This window comes from Aquimarina litoralis, assembly GCF_019295435.1.
Taxonomy (GTDB): Bacteria; Bacteroidota; Bacteroidia; order Flavobacteriales; family Flavobacteriaceae; genus Aquimarina; species Aquimarina litoralis_A.
In genome coordinates this window covers 1-20,095 of sequence record NZ_WEKL01000048.1, presented here as the reverse complement: position 1 = coordinate 20,095, position 20,095 = coordinate 1, and the positions used below count along the sequence as shown (strand labels likewise).

At 32.3% G+C, this 20,095-nt stretch carries 19 protein-coding genes and 1 pseudogene; 17 read left to right on the top strand and 3 right to left on the bottom strand.

Annotation, left to right across the window (positions count from 1 at the left end; all coding sequences use genetic code 11):
- Positions 1-119: 119 nt before the first annotated feature.
- The 9 genes from GBO31_RS19455 (at position 120) to GBO31_RS19415 (ending at position 8,418) form a co-directional block, all read left to right on the top strand.
- Positions 120-449, top strand: a complete 330-nt coding sequence (locus GBO31_RS19455) for a winged helix-turn-helix domain-containing protein (RefSeq protein WP_219010139.1) — start codon at positions 120-122, stop codon at positions 447-449.
- Positions 449-1,015, top strand: coding sequence for a molybdenum cofactor guanylyltransferase (gene mobA, locus GBO31_RS19450; RefSeq protein WP_219010138.1), 567 nt, complete (start codon positions 449-451; stop codon positions 1,013-1,015). The genes GBO31_RS19455 and mobA overlap by 1 nt, the downstream gene beginning before the upstream one ends.
- Positions 1,012-1,251, top strand: coding sequence for a MoaD/ThiS family protein (locus tag GBO31_RS19445; RefSeq protein WP_219010137.1), 240 nt, complete (start codon positions 1,012-1,014; stop codon positions 1,249-1,251). Before mobA ends, GBO31_RS19445 begins: the two co-directional genes overlap by 4 nt.
- Before the next feature lie 97 nt (positions 1,252-1,348).
- Positions 1,349-1,786, top strand: a complete 438-nt coding sequence (locus GBO31_RS19440) for a molybdenum cofactor biosynthesis protein MoaE (RefSeq protein WP_219010136.1) — start codon at positions 1,349-1,351, stop codon at positions 1,784-1,786.
- Between the two features lie 2 nt (positions 1,787-1,788).
- Positions 1,789-2,703 carry a bifunctional molybdenum cofactor biosynthesis protein MoaC/MoaB gene (moaCB, locus tag GBO31_RS19435; RefSeq protein ID WP_219010135.1) on the top strand — a complete coding sequence of 305 codons (915 nt, stop codon included), beginning with the start codon at positions 1,789-1,791 and terminating at the stop codon, positions 2,701-2,703.
- A gap of 10 nt (positions 2,704-2,713) precedes the next feature.
- Positions 2,714-3,721 (top strand): GTP 3',8-cyclase MoaA, encoded by a 1,008-nt coding sequence (gene moaA / locus GBO31_RS19430; RefSeq protein ID WP_246615921.1) that lies wholly within the window; start codon positions 2,714-2,716, stop codon positions 3,719-3,721.
- Between the two features lie 132 nt (positions 3,722-3,853).
- Complete coding sequence (locus GBO31_RS19425; RefSeq protein WP_219010134.1) at positions 3,854-5,257, top strand: ATP-binding protein; 1,404 nt, start codon at positions 3,854-3,856, stop codon at positions 5,255-5,257.
- A gap of 235 nt (positions 5,258-5,492) precedes the next feature.
- Complete coding sequence (locus tag GBO31_RS19420) at positions 5,493-6,800, top strand: carboxypeptidase-like regulatory domain-containing protein (RefSeq protein WP_219010133.1); 1,308 nt, start codon at positions 5,493-5,495, stop codon at positions 6,798-6,800.
- A gap of 166 nt (positions 6,801-6,966) precedes the next feature.
- Complete coding sequence (locus GBO31_RS19415; RefSeq protein ID WP_219010132.1) at positions 6,967-8,418, top strand: S41 family peptidase; 1,452 nt, start codon at positions 6,967-6,969, stop codon at positions 8,416-8,418.
- Between the two features lie 30 nt (positions 8,419-8,448).
- On the opposite strand, the gene GBO31_RS19410 is transcribed toward GBO31_RS19415, so the two are convergent.
- Positions 8,449-8,925 (bottom strand): hypothetical protein, encoded by a 477-nt coding sequence (locus GBO31_RS19410; protein ID WP_219010131.1) that lies wholly within the window; start codon positions 8,923-8,925, stop codon positions 8,449-8,451.
- A gap of 183 nt (positions 8,926-9,108) precedes the next feature.
- On the opposite strand from GBO31_RS19410, the gene GBO31_RS19405 reads away from it, so the two are divergent.
- Positions 9,109-9,627: a lipocalin family protein gene (locus GBO31_RS19405; RefSeq protein WP_219010130.1), complete on the top strand. Its 519-nt coding sequence runs from the start codon at positions 9,109-9,111 to the stop codon at positions 9,625-9,627.
- A gap of 59 nt (positions 9,628-9,686) precedes the next feature.
- Here GBO31_RS19405 and GBO31_RS19400 read toward each other — a convergent pair whose 3' ends face one another.
- Both GBO31_RS19400 and GBO31_RS19395 read right to left on the bottom strand, forming a co-directional pair.
- The gene (locus GBO31_RS19400; protein ID WP_219010129.1) at positions 9,687-11,123 is read right to left on the bottom strand and encodes a rubredoxin; all 1,437 of its coding nucleotides are present in this window, start codon (positions 11,121-11,123) and stop codon (positions 9,687-9,689) included.
- Between the two features lies 1 nt (position 11,124).
- Positions 11,125-14,643 (bottom strand): nitrate reductase, encoded by a 3,519-nt coding sequence (locus GBO31_RS19395; protein WP_219010128.1) that lies wholly within the window; start codon positions 14,641-14,643, stop codon positions 11,125-11,127.
- Positions 14,644-15,217: 574 nt separating this feature from the next.
- Here GBO31_RS19395 and GBO31_RS19390 point away from each other — a divergent pair.
- The 7 genes and pseudogenes from GBO31_RS19390 to GBO31_RS19360 form a co-directional block, all read left to right on the top strand.
- Positions 15,218-15,646 (top strand): globin family protein, encoded by a 429-nt coding sequence (locus GBO31_RS19390; protein ID WP_219010127.1) that lies wholly within the window; start codon positions 15,218-15,220, stop codon positions 15,644-15,646.
- A gap of 38 nt (positions 15,647-15,684) precedes the next feature.
- A complete protein-coding gene (locus GBO31_RS19385; protein WP_219010126.1) occupies positions 15,685-16,554 on the top strand; it encodes a c-type heme family protein in 870 nt (289 codons plus the stop codon).
- A 17-nt stretch (positions 16,555-16,571) separates the two neighbouring features.
- Complete coding sequence (locus GBO31_RS19380; protein ID WP_219010125.1) at positions 16,572-17,051, top strand: hypothetical protein; 480 nt, start codon at positions 16,572-16,574, stop codon at positions 17,049-17,051.
- Positions 17,052-17,067: 16 nt separating this feature from the next.
- A complete protein-coding gene (locus tag GBO31_RS19375) occupies positions 17,068-18,108 on the top strand; it encodes a ferredoxin--NADP reductase (RefSeq protein WP_219010124.1) in 1,041 nt (346 codons plus the stop codon).
- 7 nt (positions 18,109-18,115) lie between these two features.
- On the top strand, positions 18,116-18,835 hold the full coding sequence (locus GBO31_RS19370) for a cytochrome c3 family protein (RefSeq protein ID WP_219010123.1): 720 nt from the start codon (positions 18,116-18,118) through the stop codon (positions 18,833-18,835).
- Between the two features lie 36 nt (positions 18,836-18,871).
- Positions 18,872-19,240 (top strand): hypothetical protein, encoded by a 369-nt coding sequence (locus GBO31_RS19365; RefSeq protein WP_219010122.1) that lies wholly within the window; start codon positions 18,872-18,874, stop codon positions 19,238-19,240.
- Between the two features lie 71 nt (positions 19,241-19,311).
- Positions 19,312-20,095, top strand: a pseudogene (locus GBO31_RS19360) (cytochrome c biogenesis protein ResB); the annotation flags it as partial.

Here is a 20,095-nt window from a genome sequence, read left to right as displayed (position 1 = left end):
ATTCTTAATATTTAGATTTAAACTTTGAAATTTAGCTTATTTTGAAGAAATCATAAAAATTTCTGAAAGTTAAAAGACTTTATCTTTTTCGTTATATCTTGCAGGAAACAACGATGTTTATGTACCATATTAAAAGTAGAATCTGGATTGAAGGAAAAGAAGGTGTTTTTCTTGGTGAAGGAAGAATCAAAATTCTAAAAGCCATAATTTCCGAAGGCTCTCTTTCTAAGGCTGCAAAGTCATTAGGTATGTCGTACAAAAAAGCCTGGAATTTAGTCGATTCAATTAATAAAAATGCTTCCGCTCCTATTATTAAAACAAATACCGGTGGTAGCGGTGGTGGTGGAACAGAAATCACGGAATACGGGCTAAAAATGATCACTGCTTTCGAGAATATAAACAAAAAATGTTGGGATTTTCTTGATCAGCAATTAAAGGAATTACAGTAATGATTTTATGGAGTGATTTGGACATAACAGGAATAGTATTAGCTGGTGGCAAAAGCAGTAGAATGGGGTATGATAAAGGACTAAAACTTCATTTAGGAAAACCTTTTATCTCCCATATTATCAAAGCACTGGAAACAATTACCAAAAAAATAATAATCATTACAAGTAATAAGGAATATGAGATTTTTGGTTATCCATGTATGCCTGACATCATACCTAATTTAGGACCTGTTGGCGGTATATACACAGGTTTAAAAAGTACTAAAACCTCACAAAATCTTGTGCTCAGTTGTGATATACCTTTTATTAATGATACCGTTTTATTTCGTCTTGTTTCGGCATATGAATCGAATTATGATGTTATTAGTTACGAAGAAAACCCTTTAATATCATTGTATAATACCTCAGTGATAGACACATTTTATGAGAGTATCCAAAAAAGGCGTCTCAGTTTGTTCAAAACGATAGCTTCCTTGAAAGTAAAAAATGTACCTGTTGAGAACGACATAAAACCGTTTATAAGAAATATCAATACACAACAACAATATAAAGAAGCGATACAATGAAGTTGAAAGTTTTATATTTTGGAATGATAGCCGAAGCTGTTAATTGTAAGGAAGAAGAAATTTCCTTGCAACCAGGAAGTACTGTAGAACAATTATCTAATTTACTAATCAGTAAATATGAAAAACTAAATGATTTATCTTTTAATATAGCTGTTAACAAAGAAATTCTAAATCAAAATATACCTATAAATTCAAATTCTGAAATAGCATTACTACCTCCTTTTGCTGGTGGTTAATAATAGATTGACTCAACAAATTTTAAGAATTGAATTGCTATTCGTTAATAAAGTTCAATTTTAAATTGAATTGAAGGAAAGAGAATAAAATATACAAATGGAAAAAAGAAAAACTGTTTTTGTAGAAGGTTCAATAAGCTCCAATTTTATTGCAAGTTCAATAGAAAAACATCAGACCAAAACTACTATTGGAGCGCATAACTTTTTCTTAGGGCAAGTACGTGCTGATCAAATTGAAGGAAAGATAGTTCAGGCAATCGACTATTCCGCATATCAAGAAATGGCAGAAGATAAGTTTTATGAAATACAAGAAGCTACGCTCACTAAATTTGATCTTACCAGTTTACATATATATCATAGTATTGGAAAAGTAGAGGTTGGAGAAATATGTCTTTTTGTTTTGGTTTCTGCTGCTCACAGAAGAGTCACATTTGATGCACTAGAATATTTAGTGGATACTATAAAAAAAGAAGTACCCATATTTGGCAAAGAGATTTTTGAAGACGAAACACATACTTGGAAGGTTAATAATTAGAAATGGTAGATATTACACATAAAAATAACACATTGCGGATAGCTACTGCTCAAGCTATTGTAAAAGTAGGTACTATTCATACCATAGAAGCTGTTGTATCCAAACAAATTCCTAAAGGAGATGTTTTTGAAATGGCTAAAACTGCTGGCTTGTTTGCGGTCAAAAAAACAAGTGACATCATTCCGGATTGTCATCCTTTACCTATAGAATATACAAAAGTTGATTATAGAATTAACGATCTTGAGATTGTGATTGAAATGACCGTTAAAACTATTTATAAAACTGGAGTTGAAGTTGAAGCTATGCATGGCGCATCGGTCGTTGCTCTTACCATGTATGACATGCTAAAACCTGTAGACAAAAATGTTGAAATAAAAGAAATAAAACTTCTGAATAAACGAGGTGGGAAATCAAGTTTTAAAGATAATGGTGAACCTTATATCGCTGGAGTGGTAGTATGTTCGGATTCAATATCTGCAGGTCATAAAGAAGATACAGCAGGTAAAGAAATTACAAAAAAACTACGAGAATGCGGTGTTACTGTAAATGTTTACACCATCATTCCAGATGAGAAAGATGAGATCCAAAAGCAGGTTAAACAATTATACGAAGAAGGTCATGATCTTATTATTCTAACTGGCGGTACTGGACTGTCTCCTAGAGATATTACACCAGAAGCAATTACGCCTTTGATCGAAAGAAGAATTCCCGGTATTGAAGAAAGCATTAGAAGTTATGGACAAGATCGTATGCCATACGCTATGTTATCCAGAAGTGTTGCTGGCGTAATAGGAGAATCAATAGTACTAGCACTTCCAGGTTCTACGAATGGAGCGAAAGAATCTATGGAAGCAATATTTCCCGCAGTATTACACACCTTTAGAATTCTCAAGGGAGCTAAACACAATGAAAACTAATTGAAAGGATTTGAATATCGATAGTAAAGACATATTAACAGATAACTTTGGCCGTAAACACACCTATCTTAGAATCTCTTTAACAGAGAAATGTAATCTTAGATGTACCTATTGCATGCCTGCTGATGGAATTCCGCTTACAGCCAAAAAACACTTAATGACTGCAGAGGAAATTTATAAAATTGCTACAGAATTTGTACGATTTGGTGTTACAAAAATAAGGCTAACTGGTGGAGAACCTATGGTTAGAAAGGATTTTCCTTTGATACTGGAACAACTTGCTAGTTTACCTGTTGAAATAGGAATTACTACGAACGGTATATTAGCCGATCGACATATACCATTATTAAAAGAGAATAAAATCAATAGCATAACTATAAGTATAGATTCTTTACAAAAACACAAATTCGAGAAAATAACCAGAAGAAATGAATTTGAAAAAGTATGGAATACCATACAAAAATTTCATAAAGAAGGATTTAAAGTCAAGTTAAATATTGTTCTGATTAAAAATTTCAACGAAGATGAGATCATAGATTTTATTAACCTTACCAAAGATCAAGATATCATTGTTCGATTCATTGAATTTATGCCATTCGATGGTAATCAGTGGAATATGGATAAATTAGTGTCTCTACAAGAAATTCTAGATAAAGTTCATTACAACTTTCCTTTACAATTAAAAAGGTTAACAGACCTCCCAAACGATACGTCTAAAAATTATAAAATTGAAGGTTATAAAGGTAGTTTTTCAATCATAAGTTCGGTAACCAATCCTTTTTGTGATAGCTGCAATCGTATACGTCTAACAGCAGATGGCAAATTAAAAAATTGTCTATTCTCCGGAAACGAATTTTCAATATTGGAACCGTTTAGAGCCAATAAATCAATATCTTCAATCATTCAAGAAGCATTACTACATAAATTTGCTGCTAGAGGCGGTATGGATACCTCAGAGAAATTAAAAAACCCCGAATTACATACTAAAAACCGAAGTATGATTAGTATTGGTGGATAATAGGGCGCTGAAAACCAACTACTTTATTCATTTATAAAAAAACCACTATATTTAGACAGATATCCCAATAAGGCCCCACACTAACCTTTATGGATGATTAACTAACATAAGATTGTCGTCAAAAAACCATCTATGAATCAAAAATCATGGTTAAAATCTGAAGCAGCCAAATATACTCTTTACGGAATATTGTTTGGATGTCTATTTCCCATTCTTGCCACTTCTATTGACATTATAAAACTTGGACAAGAATTCTCTTGGGAATCTATAGTTTTTGTGCAAAAAAATTATCCAATTCATTATATCATTGATACAGCTCCTTTTTTCCTTGGGCTTTTTGCCATGTTTGGAGGTCGTAATCTTGATAAATTAAAAGAAAAGAATAAACAAATTATTCAGGCATCAAAGTTTAAACAAGATTTTTTGGCCAATATGAGTCATGAGATTAGAACTCCAATGGTAGGAGTAATCGGAATGATTGATCTTCTTTTTAAGAATACTTCCTTAGATGAACTACAAAAGGAATATGTAACTACAATACATCAGTCTTCTTTGAACCTTTTAGATATTTTAAATCAGATTCTAGATCTGTCTAAAATGGAAGCTGGAAAATTTACGCTTTCTCCAAAAGGAATTAATTTCAAGAAATTAGTAAATCAAAACGTCGACTTATTTCTTGCTAACAGTAAAGCAAAAGGCATTCATCTAGTCGCTGATTATGCAGATAATCTACCAGAACAGATTTATGCAGATGATAAACGATTGATGCAGATTATATCCAATCTTATCGGAAATGCGGTTAAATTCACAAACGAAGGTACCATTACAGTAAAATCCTCCTTGGTAAGTAGAAAAAATGATGATCTTACTATTAAAATAGAAGTTATAGATTCTGGTATTGGTATCAGCAAAGAAGATCAAGAATCCCTTTTTAAAAGGTTTAGTCAAGTACACAATGAAGCTATCCTTGTCGGTGAAGGAAGTGGTCTAGGACTTACCATCAGTAAAAAACTAGTTGATTTATTAAATGGAAAACTTGGCGTAACCAGCGAGGTAGGAAAAGGAAGTAACTTTTGGTTTACTTTCAAAACCAAAATATCTGATGCTGTTATTCCAAATGTAGATAGAGCTTTTGACAAAAGTAAAGATCAAAAATTCAATCTACACATCTTGTTAGTAGAGGATTCTGACACCAACATACTAGTTTCCAAACAAATCCTAAAATACCTTGGCTGTACAGCTGATGTTGCCAAAACGGGAAGAAAAGCCATTGAAATGTTCGAAGAAGACACATATGACCTTATACTCATGGATATCAATCTTCCTGAACTTGATGGTGTGGAGACCTGTAAACTAATTCGAAAAGGATATAAAAAGGTGCCACCAGTTATTGCGATTACTTCTAATGCACTACCTGGTGATGCGGAACGTTTTATCGCAAAAGGACTAGACGATTATATCACCAAGCCATTTACTACCGAGATACTAAATATCAAGCTAAAAAATTGGTTTGGAGATCATAGCGGTTATCACTAAAATGCAGGATGATTCATAGTTTATYATTCTAATTTTATGAATGTAGTCTTAAAATAGTACAAATTTTTAGAAATCAACATTCATTTCACTACGACGATTATATCTTAAAGGCTCAATAATTAGCGCATTTTTAACTATTGTAGATAAAATTTCATTGGTTATTTTAGTATATTGTATTCTTAACATTCTACCCTCAAAGACTTAAGAATGAAATTATTAACTGAACGAATTTGTTATGAATACTAAGAATACTTTTTTAAGTAAAAAAGGCTTTACCTTTTTGCTTTCTATATTTTTAATTATAGGATACACTGATCAGATTCAAGCATTTAGCTTTTTTCAAGATTCAGGTATTCAAGAAGGAGTGAACTATGATGAATATAAAGGAATCGTAGTAGACCGACAATCAAATGATGCACTAGCTTCTGCTACAGTTGCGTTAAACGGAACGAATATATCCACAATTACAAATGCTGAAGGAGAGTTTTTATTAAAAGTACCAAAAGACATTTCTAGTACAAGTATTACAGTTTCCTTTTTAGGATATAAAGACAAAACTGTATCTCTTTCTTCACTTCAAGGTGACAAAACCAAAATTAAATTAACCGCATCGGTAACAGAATTGACAGAAGTTAATATTGACCCGAGAGATCCTGAAGCACTCATTAAAGCAGTCTTAAGCAAGCGTGGGATAAATTATCAGAATGATAATACTATAATGACTGCATTTTATCGAGAAACCATTAAAAGACGTAGAACCTATGTTTCGCTTTCGGAAGCTGTTGTAGATGTTTATAAAAAACCATACTCATCTAGTAAAGATGATGTTATGAAACTTTACAAAGCTCGTAAAAGTGCTGACTATAAGAAATTGGACACACTTACCTTAAAACTTCAAGGAGGACCGTCCAGTACTCTTTTTATTGATGTCATGAAAAACCCGGACCTTCTTTTTACCGAAGATATTTTAAAAATTTATGACTTTAGTTTTGACACTTCTACCAAAATTAACGACCGTTATATTTATGTTTTAAAGTTTAAACAAAAGCCATACATCAAAGATCTTTATTACTATGGCAAGCTATATATTGATTCCGAAACATTAGCTTTAACAAAAGCAGTATTCAGCTTAAATCTTGATGACAGAGATGAGGCGAGCAAACTCTTTGTACGAAAGAAACCAAGCAGAGCGAAAGTATATCCAACCGTTGCAACCTACAACATGAATTACAGAGAAAAAAATGGTAAATGGTATTACGGCTACGGAAAAATAGATTTGGTATTCAAAGTAAACTGGAAAAAGAAATTATTTAATTCTACTTACAAATTAAATATAGAGATGGCAGTGACGGATTGGAGAATAAATAAGGATAATGAAAACCTCAAGTTTAAAGAACGATTGAAGTCCTCTGTGGTAATCAATGATGAAGCTTCAGGATTTTCCGATCCTGAATTTTGGGGAGAATACAATGTAATTGAACCAGAAAAATCTATTGAATCTGCGATTAAAAAAATCAAAAAACAATYACGAAAATTAAATTGATATAATTGTTAATCAAAAAAAAACAGGTGCATCGGATGTACCTGTTTTTTTTTGATTAACATACTTAACCAGCGTTCATATTCGTTATTTTTACATTCAAGGGAAACAAAATGTCACATCTTTTATTAAGAAGTGTCTTTATCATACTATATTCTAAATTTACCATATGAATCGCATTGGGTGCATTGTACTGCTTATTCTACTATCAACTTCACTTTTTGCACAAAAAAAAATAGACTCAACAAAGGCTAAAGAAGATTTCAAAATTTTCAAAAACATTCTTAAAAAAGGACATCCTGGTCTTTATGATTATATAAATGAATTCGAATATGATTCACTAATAAATGTAACCGAAGAATCCCTATCTCAAGAGATTACTGATATTGATTTGTTTAAAAGAATGCAACAAATTACAGATCAAATTAGAGATGGTCATTTAATGTTATTTGCTCCGAATACCGTAAAAAGCACTCAATATTACTTTCCTTTAATTTTAAAAATTATACAAGCAGAGTTTTATGTGGATACGGATGATTTTGAAATTCCAATTGGCTCAAAAATCACTGATATTAATGGGGTATCTGCAGTAACAATTTTAGAAGCATTAAAAAAGTATGCTCCTACTGACGGTTATAATCTTACCAGGAAATATAGAGATATCGAATTGAAATTTGGGCTATATTACATCTATGAATATGGGTTACAAAAAGAATATATAATCCAATACATAGAACCTAATGGAGTGTCAAAAACAGTAACACTGCCTGCAGAATCTTTTGTAAATGCAAAACACCGAAACATCAAACGAAATTCTTATTTCTCTAATTATCATAATGCAACAGACAAAGTAGCTTTTTTTTCAAAACATATTAACAACAAAGAACCTTTTGTATATTATAAAGAAGATCTTAAAACGGCCATTTTGGTTGTCAATTCTTTCGGAGTAGATATCAGGGCATTCAAGTCTCGTTTGGTTCAGCTTTTTAAAGAAATCAAAAAGAAAAAAATGAAACACCTCATTATCGATATACGTAATAATGATGGAGGTTTTCGCCCAAATTCTGTACATCTATACTCCTATGTTTCTAATAAATTATTTAAACAAAGGACCAGTGCTTTTGTCTCTTCAATAGAAGTTCCAGAAAAATCCCATGTTACAAGAACCTATGGCGAAAAAGAATTTTTAAAAGATAAGTTTTACCAACATCCAACATATAATGGTTGGAAACTCGATTTTGATGATTTAGAAACAATGATGGTCCCTCATAAGGATAGGTTTAAGGGCAAAACATATATTCTTGCTGGTGGCACTACATTTTCTGCTGGTTCTGCATTAGCACTCTTGGCCAAAAATGATCCAGATGTTCTTTTGGTAGGCGAAGAAACTGGAGGTGGTTATTATACACATATTGGGCAATTTCCGGTATACTATGAATTACCAAATTCCAAAATTATAATGATCATGTCTATGGAAAAAATCAAACATTATGTAAAAGATACCAGTATTCCTAGAGGTTCTGGCGTTCCTCCCGATCGTGCAATCACTTTTTCTGTAGAAGATTTAATTCAAGGTAAAGATGCCCAATTAGATTATATTTTGAGATTAATAAAAGGATAAAACTATTTTTATCTCACAAAATCACCTTCCCTAATCTTCTAAAGAATCTAATAAATTAGTATAATCATATTGTAAATCTTCATGTAAGGTCGCTATAATTTTTCTAATGCTATTTATTTGTCTATCATAAATACCTAAAAGTACTCGATTATTAGTAATAGATGGCTGGATATTTTGTAATTCAGCACAGAAATGAATTAGTATTTCCACTTCGGTTTCCTTTTTACCGGAATACCTAATGTACTTCTTACTAATTCTTAATATCTTTCTTACACTTTTTTTTATATAATAATAAGTCTTGGTATTGATAAGACTAAACTCTTTTGATATCTCTTTCTGTACTTCTAAAATATAACTGTTTTCATCCGAAGCTTCATAAAGCAAATAGGTTAATAGTTCTTTGTTTTCTTTTTTGAATTTAGATAACCGTAAACATAGAGCGACTAATTCTTGCTGAGAAGAATTCTCCAACTCTATTTTCAATTCCCTTACCGTAGCTGCTTTCATAAGAAGTAAAAAATATTTTTACGAACATAGCCATAAAAAATCGGATATATTTGAAAACACCAGTAGTTTATACTAAAAAAACAGGAACAATTTTTGATATATAAATATGAAACTAAGGAATCGTTTGGAATAACTAATTAAACTGACTCCTAATCGTTTTTACTAACCTTTAAAAACTTATTAATGAATAGATATTTTACACTATTACAAGTATTTGTTTTTTCTACCTTATTAAGTTCATGTTCTGACCAACCTAAAGAACCCTATCAAATCCCTGAAAACCCAATAACACTGATTGCCGGTACTTCTGGTAAAACTTGGAAAATTGCCAAGCGTTATAATGATGGAACAAGAATGAATATGGCTGGATGTTTTTTAAAGTACCGAAACACCTATCTCCCTAATATGACTGTAAAGGATAATAATGATACTCAAAGAGATTGCGGACCTTCCTTAAATGCTGATTGGGAAATAACACAAAACAAAAAAGGGCATTACTTCATTAAGGTAACCAGTGATCAGCTTCCTGAATTAATGAATATTGAAAAAGATTATAAATACTTTCAAATTACTTACCTTTCTAAAGACAGTTTAGAACTTCGATATAGACATGCACAGTTTTCCGGTCAAGTAAGAATTATCAAAGATTTATATGTCCAGGAAGATATAAACGTACCTAACCGAGATTTTCATCATAAATAATACGATAGTAAAAAAGAGTATATCTATAGGGAACATTTAGATTTCTATATATAAAATGTTCACACTACTTCTAATACCATTTTCTCGAAATCTTCTTTAGGAGCATCACATAATGGACATTGATAAGTTTCTGGAAGTTCTGAGAAACTTGTTCCTGCAGAAATCCCTGATACCATATCTCCAATAGATGGATCATATATGGTTTGGCAATGTTTACATTGATGTACTTCTATTTCTGTTTTTTCTTTTTTAGCAGGAATTCCCGTAAAACTTTCATCATCTCCTTCTCCCAAATTTTGAAAATATGTCTTGGTCAATTCAAGGAGTATGCCTGGCAAATCCATTTGATCAATATCTTGGGCGTAAACAATATATTTACGAGTATTAGGATCAAAATTCTTTGCGTATAGTACATTATAAGTAGGCCTAACAACAAAATCCTTAACTGCATCTGGAGTTTTATTTTCCTCGATAACAACAGAAGTAAAATACCTTTTCTGTCTTCGTCGCATACTAATTGTAAAAGTCATCCCATAGGTACTGATATCATTTTGATCAAAATTCATGACCAAAAACTTCTTCAGATCCAACGCTTTCTGGCTTCCTACAGGTAAATGCCAGTTTAGCTCTAATGCAGAATGCCTAACATTAATACCAAATTGCCCTAAAAGTTTTTCTAATGCCAATTTACAGTCTTTTGGAATTCCTTTGATAATGAAAGATTTCCAAGGTGTTAGACATATCTTACCAATACGATATTCTATACAAAACTCGCATAGTGCTTTTAAAAACTTTAAATCGTATTTATTATTCCTCCAATACAACCCTAACCAATACTGATTGATCCCCATTTTATTCATTCCTTCATAATACGGGAATGGTTTAAAACTAACACTTAAAGGTTTTTCTATGGTTCTATTATTAGTATCAATGCTTTCATTAAGAAAATGAAACAACTCTTCTACATTATTTACCTTTCTATAGATTTTTTCAATTTCCTGAGCAACTTTTGCTATGTCCCAAGTATATATTAATACTGGATAAAAAACTTCCTCCCACTCTGGTAGTTTTAAAAATAAATACCAATAATCCTCATGTGGAGAAGCAATAAAATTAAGATCTCCAGAAAACAACGAAACCATCTGTTGTTGCGGGTCAGAAATATTAATTTTTAATTTCGGTTTATAACGAAATTGCTCCAAAATGTACAAATAAGTAGTCCCTCTCAACCAAACTGTTGAATTAAAAATATCTATTGACACGTAAGAACAACTTATATTCTGTTCTATTTCTGGCGCAAAAAAACCAGACTTAAATGATTCATTTTCAGCAACCAACACTCCTTTATTATCTTTAGATGGAAATATGATATCTTGCCTAGAACCAAAATGAAAAGTGTCTAGTCCTAAATCTTCTGCATATATTATAATACGCTGTAATTCACTAGGTGATAAAATTCCTCCTTTGATATTTACTCTATGCATAAAATCTTCCATACTATGCTAATTGCATTACATTATTCAATACTTCTTTTACTTCTGGTTTACAGCTCCCACAACCTAATCCAGCACCTGTTTTGGTACAAAGTTCAGCAAAGTCTTCACATCCTGATTTTATAGCTTCTTCTAAGTTACCCTCACCTACTTGACTACAGGAACAAATCAATTTACCTAATACAGGCTCATCTGGCTGCGAGGATCGAAGCAGCTCTTCTCTTTTTTCTGAAAGCTCGATTTTTTCTTCAATAAGTCTTTTAAAATCTGCAAACTCACTTTTATCCCCCATAAGGATGGCACCTACCAACCAATCATTTTTAATAATACATTTTTTATAAAAACGTTTCCCTACATCCATGAAGATAACTTCTTCGTAAGATGGATCATCTTTTGGCATATCTATATTACCGATACTACAAAGATCTAAGTCCTCAAATTTCAGGATATTCATAAACACAGATCCTCTATAAATAGCACTAAAATCTCCTAAAAGATACTTAGCTACAATATCTGATTGTTGTTCTGCTGCTGCGGTAATTCCAAATAAATTCCCTTCGAATTCTGCAATCTCTCCAACTGCAAAAATATTAGGGTCATTAGATTGTAAATATTGATTTACTAAAATTCCACGTCTACAATCTATCCCAACAGCTTTAGCAAGATCAATATTCGGGATCGTACCGATAGAATATACTACAGCATTACAACTAAATGATTTACCTGATTTTAGATTTACTAGCAATGCTCCAGAATCTTGATTAAATACAGTATCTACTTCATTATCAAAATGAATTTGAATTCCTTTTTCACGAACATCTTCAGCAAGCAAACGACTGGCAATGATATCCAATTGTCGTTCCATTAATCTATTTCCTCTTTGTACAATAGTAATTTTCACATCTTTTTTACGCAACGCGGCTGCCAATTCCAATCCTAACAAACCTCCTCCTACAATAGTAACATGTTGTTCATTTTCTGGCAATCCACTATCATCAAGATACTTCTTTAATTTATCAGCATCGCCACGATCTCTCATTGTAAACCTTCCTGGCAAATGAATTGGCACTTCTTTTGGCACAAACGCCCTACTTCCAGTAGCCATTAAAACGATATCATACTCATGTTTTTCACCTTTACTATCTATAAGATATTTCTCTTCTCTATTAATTTGCGTGATTGGATTACTTGTAGACAAATTCACGTTAAGAGATTCCATACTACCTTCTCTCATTTTTTGTAATTGTTCCCATTTAAGTTCTTCACTTACATATTCTGGTAACAACACTCTATTGTAAAATGGATATGGTTCTTTAGAAAACACCGTAATATCATCTTCTTTATTATGCTCTCTATATGTTTGTATAAATCGATATGCTGCTGTACCAGCCCCAATGATACATATTTTCTGTTTTTCTTTTACAAATTTAGATACTTGTACGGCAGAGAATTTAAAATCTGGTTCTTTAGAAATCGGATCAATAATACTAGTAGTTAAATTATTTGCTCTACCATAATCATTTCCTAGTACCTTACCCCAATGCATTGGAAGAAAAACAACTCCTTTTCCAATTGTATCACTTACCTTTACCTTTACTTGTACTTTCCCTCTTTTACTTTCTACGATAGCAATATCACCATCTTTTATTTTTCTGAGAAAAGCATCTACTTGATTTATTTCTAGAAAAGGATGCGGAATATGAGTCAGCAACCTATTTACTTTTCCTGTTTTAGTTCTCGTATGCCATTGGTCACGTACTCTTCCAGTTGTTAATATCAAAGGAAATTTTTCTGTAAGCAATTCTGAAGTTGGTTTCGTGAACCTTGGTACGACAAATTTTGCATTTCCAGTATCTGTATAAAAGTTCTTATCTTCAAAAAGACGAGCTGTTCCAGTATGATTACTTTCAGGCACTGGCCATTGAAAACTACCTTCATTTTTTAGTCTGTCGTAGCTCAATCCAGTAATATCAATATTAGTTCCTTTGGTGAGCTGACAATGTTCTTTATATACTTCTTCTACAGAAGTATAATCAAACCCTCTGTATCCCATTCTCTGTGCAAATTTCCAGAGAATCTCAGCATCAGGCAATGCTTCTCCTGGAGGGTCTATCACTTTGTTTAAATATGTAATACGTCGCTCACTATTAGTCATTGTACCTTCTTTTTCTGCCCAACCAGCAGCTGGCAATACTAAATCAGCATATTCTAAAGTTTCCGAACGCTCAGATATATCCTGTACGACAACAAATTTTGCATTTTTCAATGCTTTCTCAACTTTATTTACATTTGGAAGACTAACCAACGGATTTGTACACACGATCCAAACAGCTTTCAGTTTTCCACTTTCTAATGCTTCAAACATCTCTGTAGCTGTTAATCCTGGCTTTTCTGAAATCTCTTTTCCTCCCCAGAAATTAGCTACTTCAGTTCTATGCTCCTTATTTGCCAAGTCTTTATGAGCTGCTAATAAATTAGCCATACCTCCTACTTCTCTTCCACCCATTGCATTTGGTTGTCCTGTTAACGAGAAAGGCCCTGATCCAGGTTTTCCGATGTGACCTGTAAGCAAAGACAAGTTTAATAATGCATTATTTTTATTAACTCCTATTGAACTCTGATTTAATCCCATTGCCCAAAGCGTAATAAATCCTTTAGCATTACTAATATAAGAAGCTGCTTTTTTAATATCCGCAACAGATACTCCACATATTTTAGCAGCTTCTGTTAGCGATGTTGATTGTATAGATTCTTTTAAAAGGTTAAAATTGTCTGTATGATTCGCGATAAAATTTTTATCAATTTTCTTTCGATCTATCAATCTTTTTGCGATAGCATTGTATAAAACTACATCCGTACCAGGAACTATTTGCAAGTGCAAATCCGCAATGTCACAAGATTGGGTTTTCCTAGGATCTACGACAATAATCTTCGTGTTTGGATTTTGTTCTTTATGAGCTTCAATTCTTCTAAATAAGATAGGATGACACCATGCTGGATTTGCTCCCGCTATCATAAAACAATCTGCCAATTCTATATCTTCATATGCAATTGGGACACTATCTTCTCCCAATGCCTGTTTATAGCCAACAACTGCTGAGCTCATGCACAATCTTGAGTTGGTATCTATATTATTTGTTCCTATAAATCCTTTTGTAAGTTTATTTACCAAGTAATACTCCTCAGTAAGACATTGTCCAGAAACATAAAACCCTACACTATTTGGTCCATATTTATCTATGATCGTATTGAAAACGGCTACTGCTCTATCCAAAGCTTTATCCCAGGATACTCTTTGAAGTTCATGCCCTTTACTCCATCTCATTCTTGGGTATAGAATCCTATCACTTTTATCCTGAACAACATGATGTAAATTCATCCCTTTAGAACATAACATTCCTCTGTTTACCGGATGATCCGGATCTCCTTCTACAGTAATCACCCCTTTCGCATTTTTCTTTGCAATTATTCCACAGCCAACACCACAATACGAACAAGTAGTTTTATAAGATTTAAACGCCATAAAGAGTTTTTGTTAAAATTATCTCAAAACACAAAATTAAGTATTATTACTTAAATTAAATTCAGAATTAGTCCCTAACTGCATGAATCAACTTGTTAATTATGAAATCAACAAAAGATGCTCTATAAAAAAGAATATTCAAAAAAAAGAACTCAATTGATTCATCAAAATTCAAAAACAAAACTTTGATTCTTCAATACATAAAGAGGATTTAGTAAAAAAACAACTCATTAACAAAAAGAATTTTTTCTTTTACAAGACTCCCTTTTTATCATTTCTGTAAAAAAAACCTTCAATTTTAAGATTATAATAAAAATCAAAAAATACGTGTAAATACGTATTTTTACATGCTAAGCATTTTTTAAAATTAAAATTGAATAATTATCAATAAATAATGTTAAAATAATATTTAATATACATAAATAAACATTTTAAAAGAAAAATAAATACTGAAATAGCCAATTTAATAAATATAACTCATTTGCGTTTATTCAAATGTTCAGATATATTTGAATGAAAAATTAAGTATTAATACTTAATAACATCGTCTAAAGTTTCACTTAAAAATGTAATCATGGAAAAAAGCACAATTGAATTGGTACAAAACTCATTTAGCAAAGTTGTCCCAATAGCAGAAACAGCAGCTGAAATTTTTTACAACAAACTTTTTGAATTAGATCCTGAACTAAAGAAGATATTTCCTTCAGATGATTCAGAAGCAATGAAAGGACAAGGCAATAAGTTAATGACCATGCTTTCTTCAGCTGTTGCCGGACTTACTAATTTAGATAGACTTATACCAATCTTAGAGGATTTAGGAAAAAGGCATGTAGATTACAAAGTAGAATCTTCTCACTACGACACCGTTGGAGCCGCACTATTAAGTACACTATCCGTTGGTCTTGGAGACGAGTTTACTCCTGAAGTAGAAGCTGCTTGGACAGAAACCTACGGCGTGATGGCATCGGTTATGAAAACAGCAGCCTATGGAGAAGTAGCATAGACTTACCACAGAAATTACCAACATTAAAATACAACACAATGAATCATCTAAAAATAAAAGGGATATTTTTCTCATTATTATCTTATATTTTAATTACCGCACAATCTTGTGGAGGAGTTCCAGAAGAAACCTCTGCAGATACTTCAGCTTCCGACAAAGTATTTGCCGTAGCAGATATCCTTACCCTTGTAGCAGAAGAAAATGACATTACAAGAACATTATACACCAAAGGAATCGTAGGAGCAGGAAAAAAACAAGGGCTAAAGTTTGATGAAGACTGGCAGGATGACGATGTAGAAGCAGGGCCTCTTCCAGCACTATTCCTAAGAGGAATTTCTTCAGACATAAGAAAGAGCGATATTCCTCTTGGACTCTATCTCGGCTCTGATTTTCCAATTAACGCTTCCAACAAATTCCAAGGAAAACAAGCAGAACTTTTCAAAAAAATAAAAGCTGACCAAAAGCCTCAGCATTTTTACGAAGAAGACCAAAAATTATATACTTCAATGTTTGCCGATCTCGCAGTTGCTGCTCCTTGCGTAAACTGTCATAACGATCATAAAAGCACTACAAAAACAGATTGGAAATTAGGAGATGTTATGGGTGCTACTACTTGGCAATATCCTTCTGACTCTCTTTCTTATAAGGAAGCAATTGGAGTTATTAACGCCTATAGAAATGGAACGAAAGCAATTTACACCGCATATCTTGAAGAAATAGCTGCTTTTAAAATCGATAGTACAAAGCCTGAAATCGGGAACAAATGGCCTTCTAAAGGCTTTTACCTCCCAACTGCGGATGTATTTGTTGATAGCGTAAGAAAACTTGCTTCTTATCACAGTTTAGAAAAATTACTACTTGCTGACACTCACAAAAAGAAACAGACAGAAGGTTTGGCTTCTAATTAAAAAATATCGTAACCACAGTGAAGAAATCATTCAGCTTTTTATTAATTGGGTTTGTTTTATTTGTGCTTTATATTCTGCAATTCACACTAGATATAAAGTGGCAATGGCTTTATGACCTTCAACTTGATGAACGATATAAACGCTGGTCCGGAGTATTTGTTGGAGCTTTTATAGCCTTCCAATGGATACTCACTCTGACCAGAACATCAAAAAAAATGATGAAACACTCAATCCGTTTTGCCTTGCTACATAAATGGATTGGTGTATTATCTCCAATATTCTTTTATATACACGCACTAGAATTTGGTTACGGATATCTTGCTCTCCTATCCTACATATTTTTTATCAATATGATTTTAGGAACTGTAAATCTTGATATTATCAAAAGCCAAAAAGAATGGATTTTTAAATCCTGGATGGTTACACACGTATTGCTATCTGTAGTCATTACATTTCTAGTAGTTTTTCATATTGGGGTCGTATTCTATTATGAGTAATAAAAACTAAAAAATTATGCAATTAACTGTAAAAGAGATAATCCACGAAACGGAAGATGCTGTAAGTGTGATTCTTAATAAAGGTAATTTTTTTAATAAAATAAAATACAAAGCAGGACAATTTCTTACAGTCAAAATCCCTATTAAAAATAAGATTGAAAAAAGAGCATACTCTTTTAGCAGCAATCCATTTACAGATAAATTCCTAAGAATAACCGTAAAAAAAGTTCAAAAAGGCTTAGTATCTAATTATATCTGTGATGAGCTAATCGCTGGTCAAAAAATAGAAATTGAAAAACCTGCTGGAAGTTTCTTTATAGAACCTGATAAAAATGCAAAACACCATTATATTTTCTTTGCAGGCGGGAGCGGCATTACTCCAATATTTTCCATTATTAAAACCGTCTTAGAAAAAGAACCTTTGTCTAATATTTTACTGATCTATGCGAACAAAAATGAACAATCAATCATTTTTAAGAAAGCATTAGAAGACCTGACAGAGAATCACCCGAAACGCTTAGAAATCGAGCATATACTAGAAAAAAACACTTCAGAAAAACCCAACTATCACCAAGATTTATTAAACGAAGAACTGATTACTGAAATTCTAACGAAACACAATTTAGTTTATGATAGTGGAAAATACATGATGTGTGGCCCTCAAGGTTTCATGGATAAAGCAAAAGAAATTTTAGCAGAACATGGAATCAAAAGAAATCAAATTAAACTTGAAGCGTTTAATGCCAATTTTATCACTTCTAGTGATGCTAAGGATTTGATAAGTAACGTAATCATATATGATGAAAAAAAGAAGCATGAAATAACAGTTCCTGGTGATAAAACCATATTGCAGGCAGCAATGTCTGAAAACATATTATTACCATATTCCTGTAGATCAGGAATGTGTAGCAGCTGCAAAGCAAAGTGCATTAAAGGAGAGGTAAAAATGATAGATGGTCATTTGTTATCCGATGAAGAAGTAGCAAATGGCGACATTTTAACTTGCATAAGCTTCCCACTAACCAACAATGTTAGCATTAGCTTTATAAAGGATTGATTAGTTTATGTTTAGTAAAAATCCATTAAGAAAAAGACAACGACTTGGTTCATTAATAGGAATAGGTATTGGAATCATAATTTATACCATTCTTCCACTAAAACAGTCAGAAGAATACCTAAGTCTTGGGCCAATGAATACAGGTCATGAAGGGTTATCATGTAACGCTTGCCACACAGATGCAAAGGGAAATCTAATACAGCAAATACAGTCTAACATTTCTTACACTTTTGGAATGCGCAAAACACTTGCAGATTTTGGAACTGAAAATGTAGACAATAAAAAATGCTTAGAATGTCATGATAGACCCAATGACCGCCATCCAACACATCGGTTTCTAGAACCTAGGTTCAAAGAAGCAATAGCTAATATTAATGCTACAGAATGCGAAACATGTCATAGAGAACATAATGAAACTAGAGTATTTCTTGCGAATGCCAACTTCTGTATGAATTGTCATTATGATTTAGAAGTAAAAAACGACCCTATTGATGTTCCTCATGAAACCTTAATAGCCGAAAAACAATGGAGCACTTGTTTACAATGTCATGACTTTCATGGTAATCACATTTATGAGGTAGCAGAAAAAATAAAAGATACTATTCCGCTTCAGCAAATTCAAGCGTACCTCAAAGGAGGTATTGACCCATTTTCGGACAAAAAGAAGCACCTACCTCTAAGTGAAGAAGAATGGTTAAAAATAAAAAACAAGTATACCTCAAAGTAGTTAAAAACTCAATTAGAAATAATAAAAATAAAAAAGATGAGTCCAACAAATCTAGCACAATATGCTTCGGTTTCAGTATTATTTCTATTACTGAACTCTTGTAAAGGAGAACCCAAAGAAGTTTGCGATATACCAGAAAACATTACCTACAAAGAACACATAGCTTCTATTATAGAAGTACAATGTTTTAAATGCCATGCAGCAGATGTTTACAAAGAAAAAGCATCGAGAGTTAAAATTTTTGATTATCCAAGTTTAAAAAAAATGGGAGAAAGCGGACAATTAATTGGTTCTATTACTCATGCTCAAGGATATATTGCAATGCCATATAGAAAGGAGACTAAAATCGATAGTTGCGTTATCGAAACTATCAAGACTTGGGTAAATCTTGGAATGCAAGAATAGCCATATCAAGAAATACTTATATTTTTTTAATCAAGATATAATGTAAAAGAAATTGTAAAAAGGAATACCAATTGAAACTACTATTAAAATTACTTTTTTCGAATCGAACAAGCGCCCTATTATTATTGGTTTTTGCAACATCTATGGCAATAGCAACCTTTGTAGAAAATGATTACAATACGGAGACAGCAAAAGCACTTGTATACAATGCTAAATGGTTCGAAATCTTACTACTGCTCTTAGCAATCAACTTCATAGGCAACATTGCTAAGTACAATCTTTTTAGTGTTGAGAAAGCTCCAATTTTCTTATTTCATATCGCTTTTATCATTATCATTCTTGGATCGGGCATAACGAGATACAGAGGATACGAAGCTTTACTAACCATTAAAGAATCTTCTGCCAATAACAGAATGATTTCTATAGATAGCTATTTACAAGTTAAAGCCAATAACGGAAGTATTAATCAAGATTTTATTAGCCAACCGATGTACATGAGTGAAATTGGCTTCAATCGAATTAACAAAAGCTATTCTTTTGACAATAAGAAAATAAACCTACAACTTAAAGAATATATTCCGAGAGCTCAGTATAAAATTAAAGACACTATAAAAGGAAATACCTATTTACATATAGTCATTGCCGAAAACGAAGAACGAAAGGATTTTTATATTAAAAAAGGAGATCGAACTGTTATTTACGGAACTCCAATAGCATTTGAAACCTCTAATAAATCCTCAGAAGATATTTTTATTACTAAAAAAAATAATACATGGTCTGCTTCATTTCCGAAAGAAACAGATTATTTTTCTATGCTTCTGAACAAAGCTAGCTCTTATCCAAAAGACAGCTTGG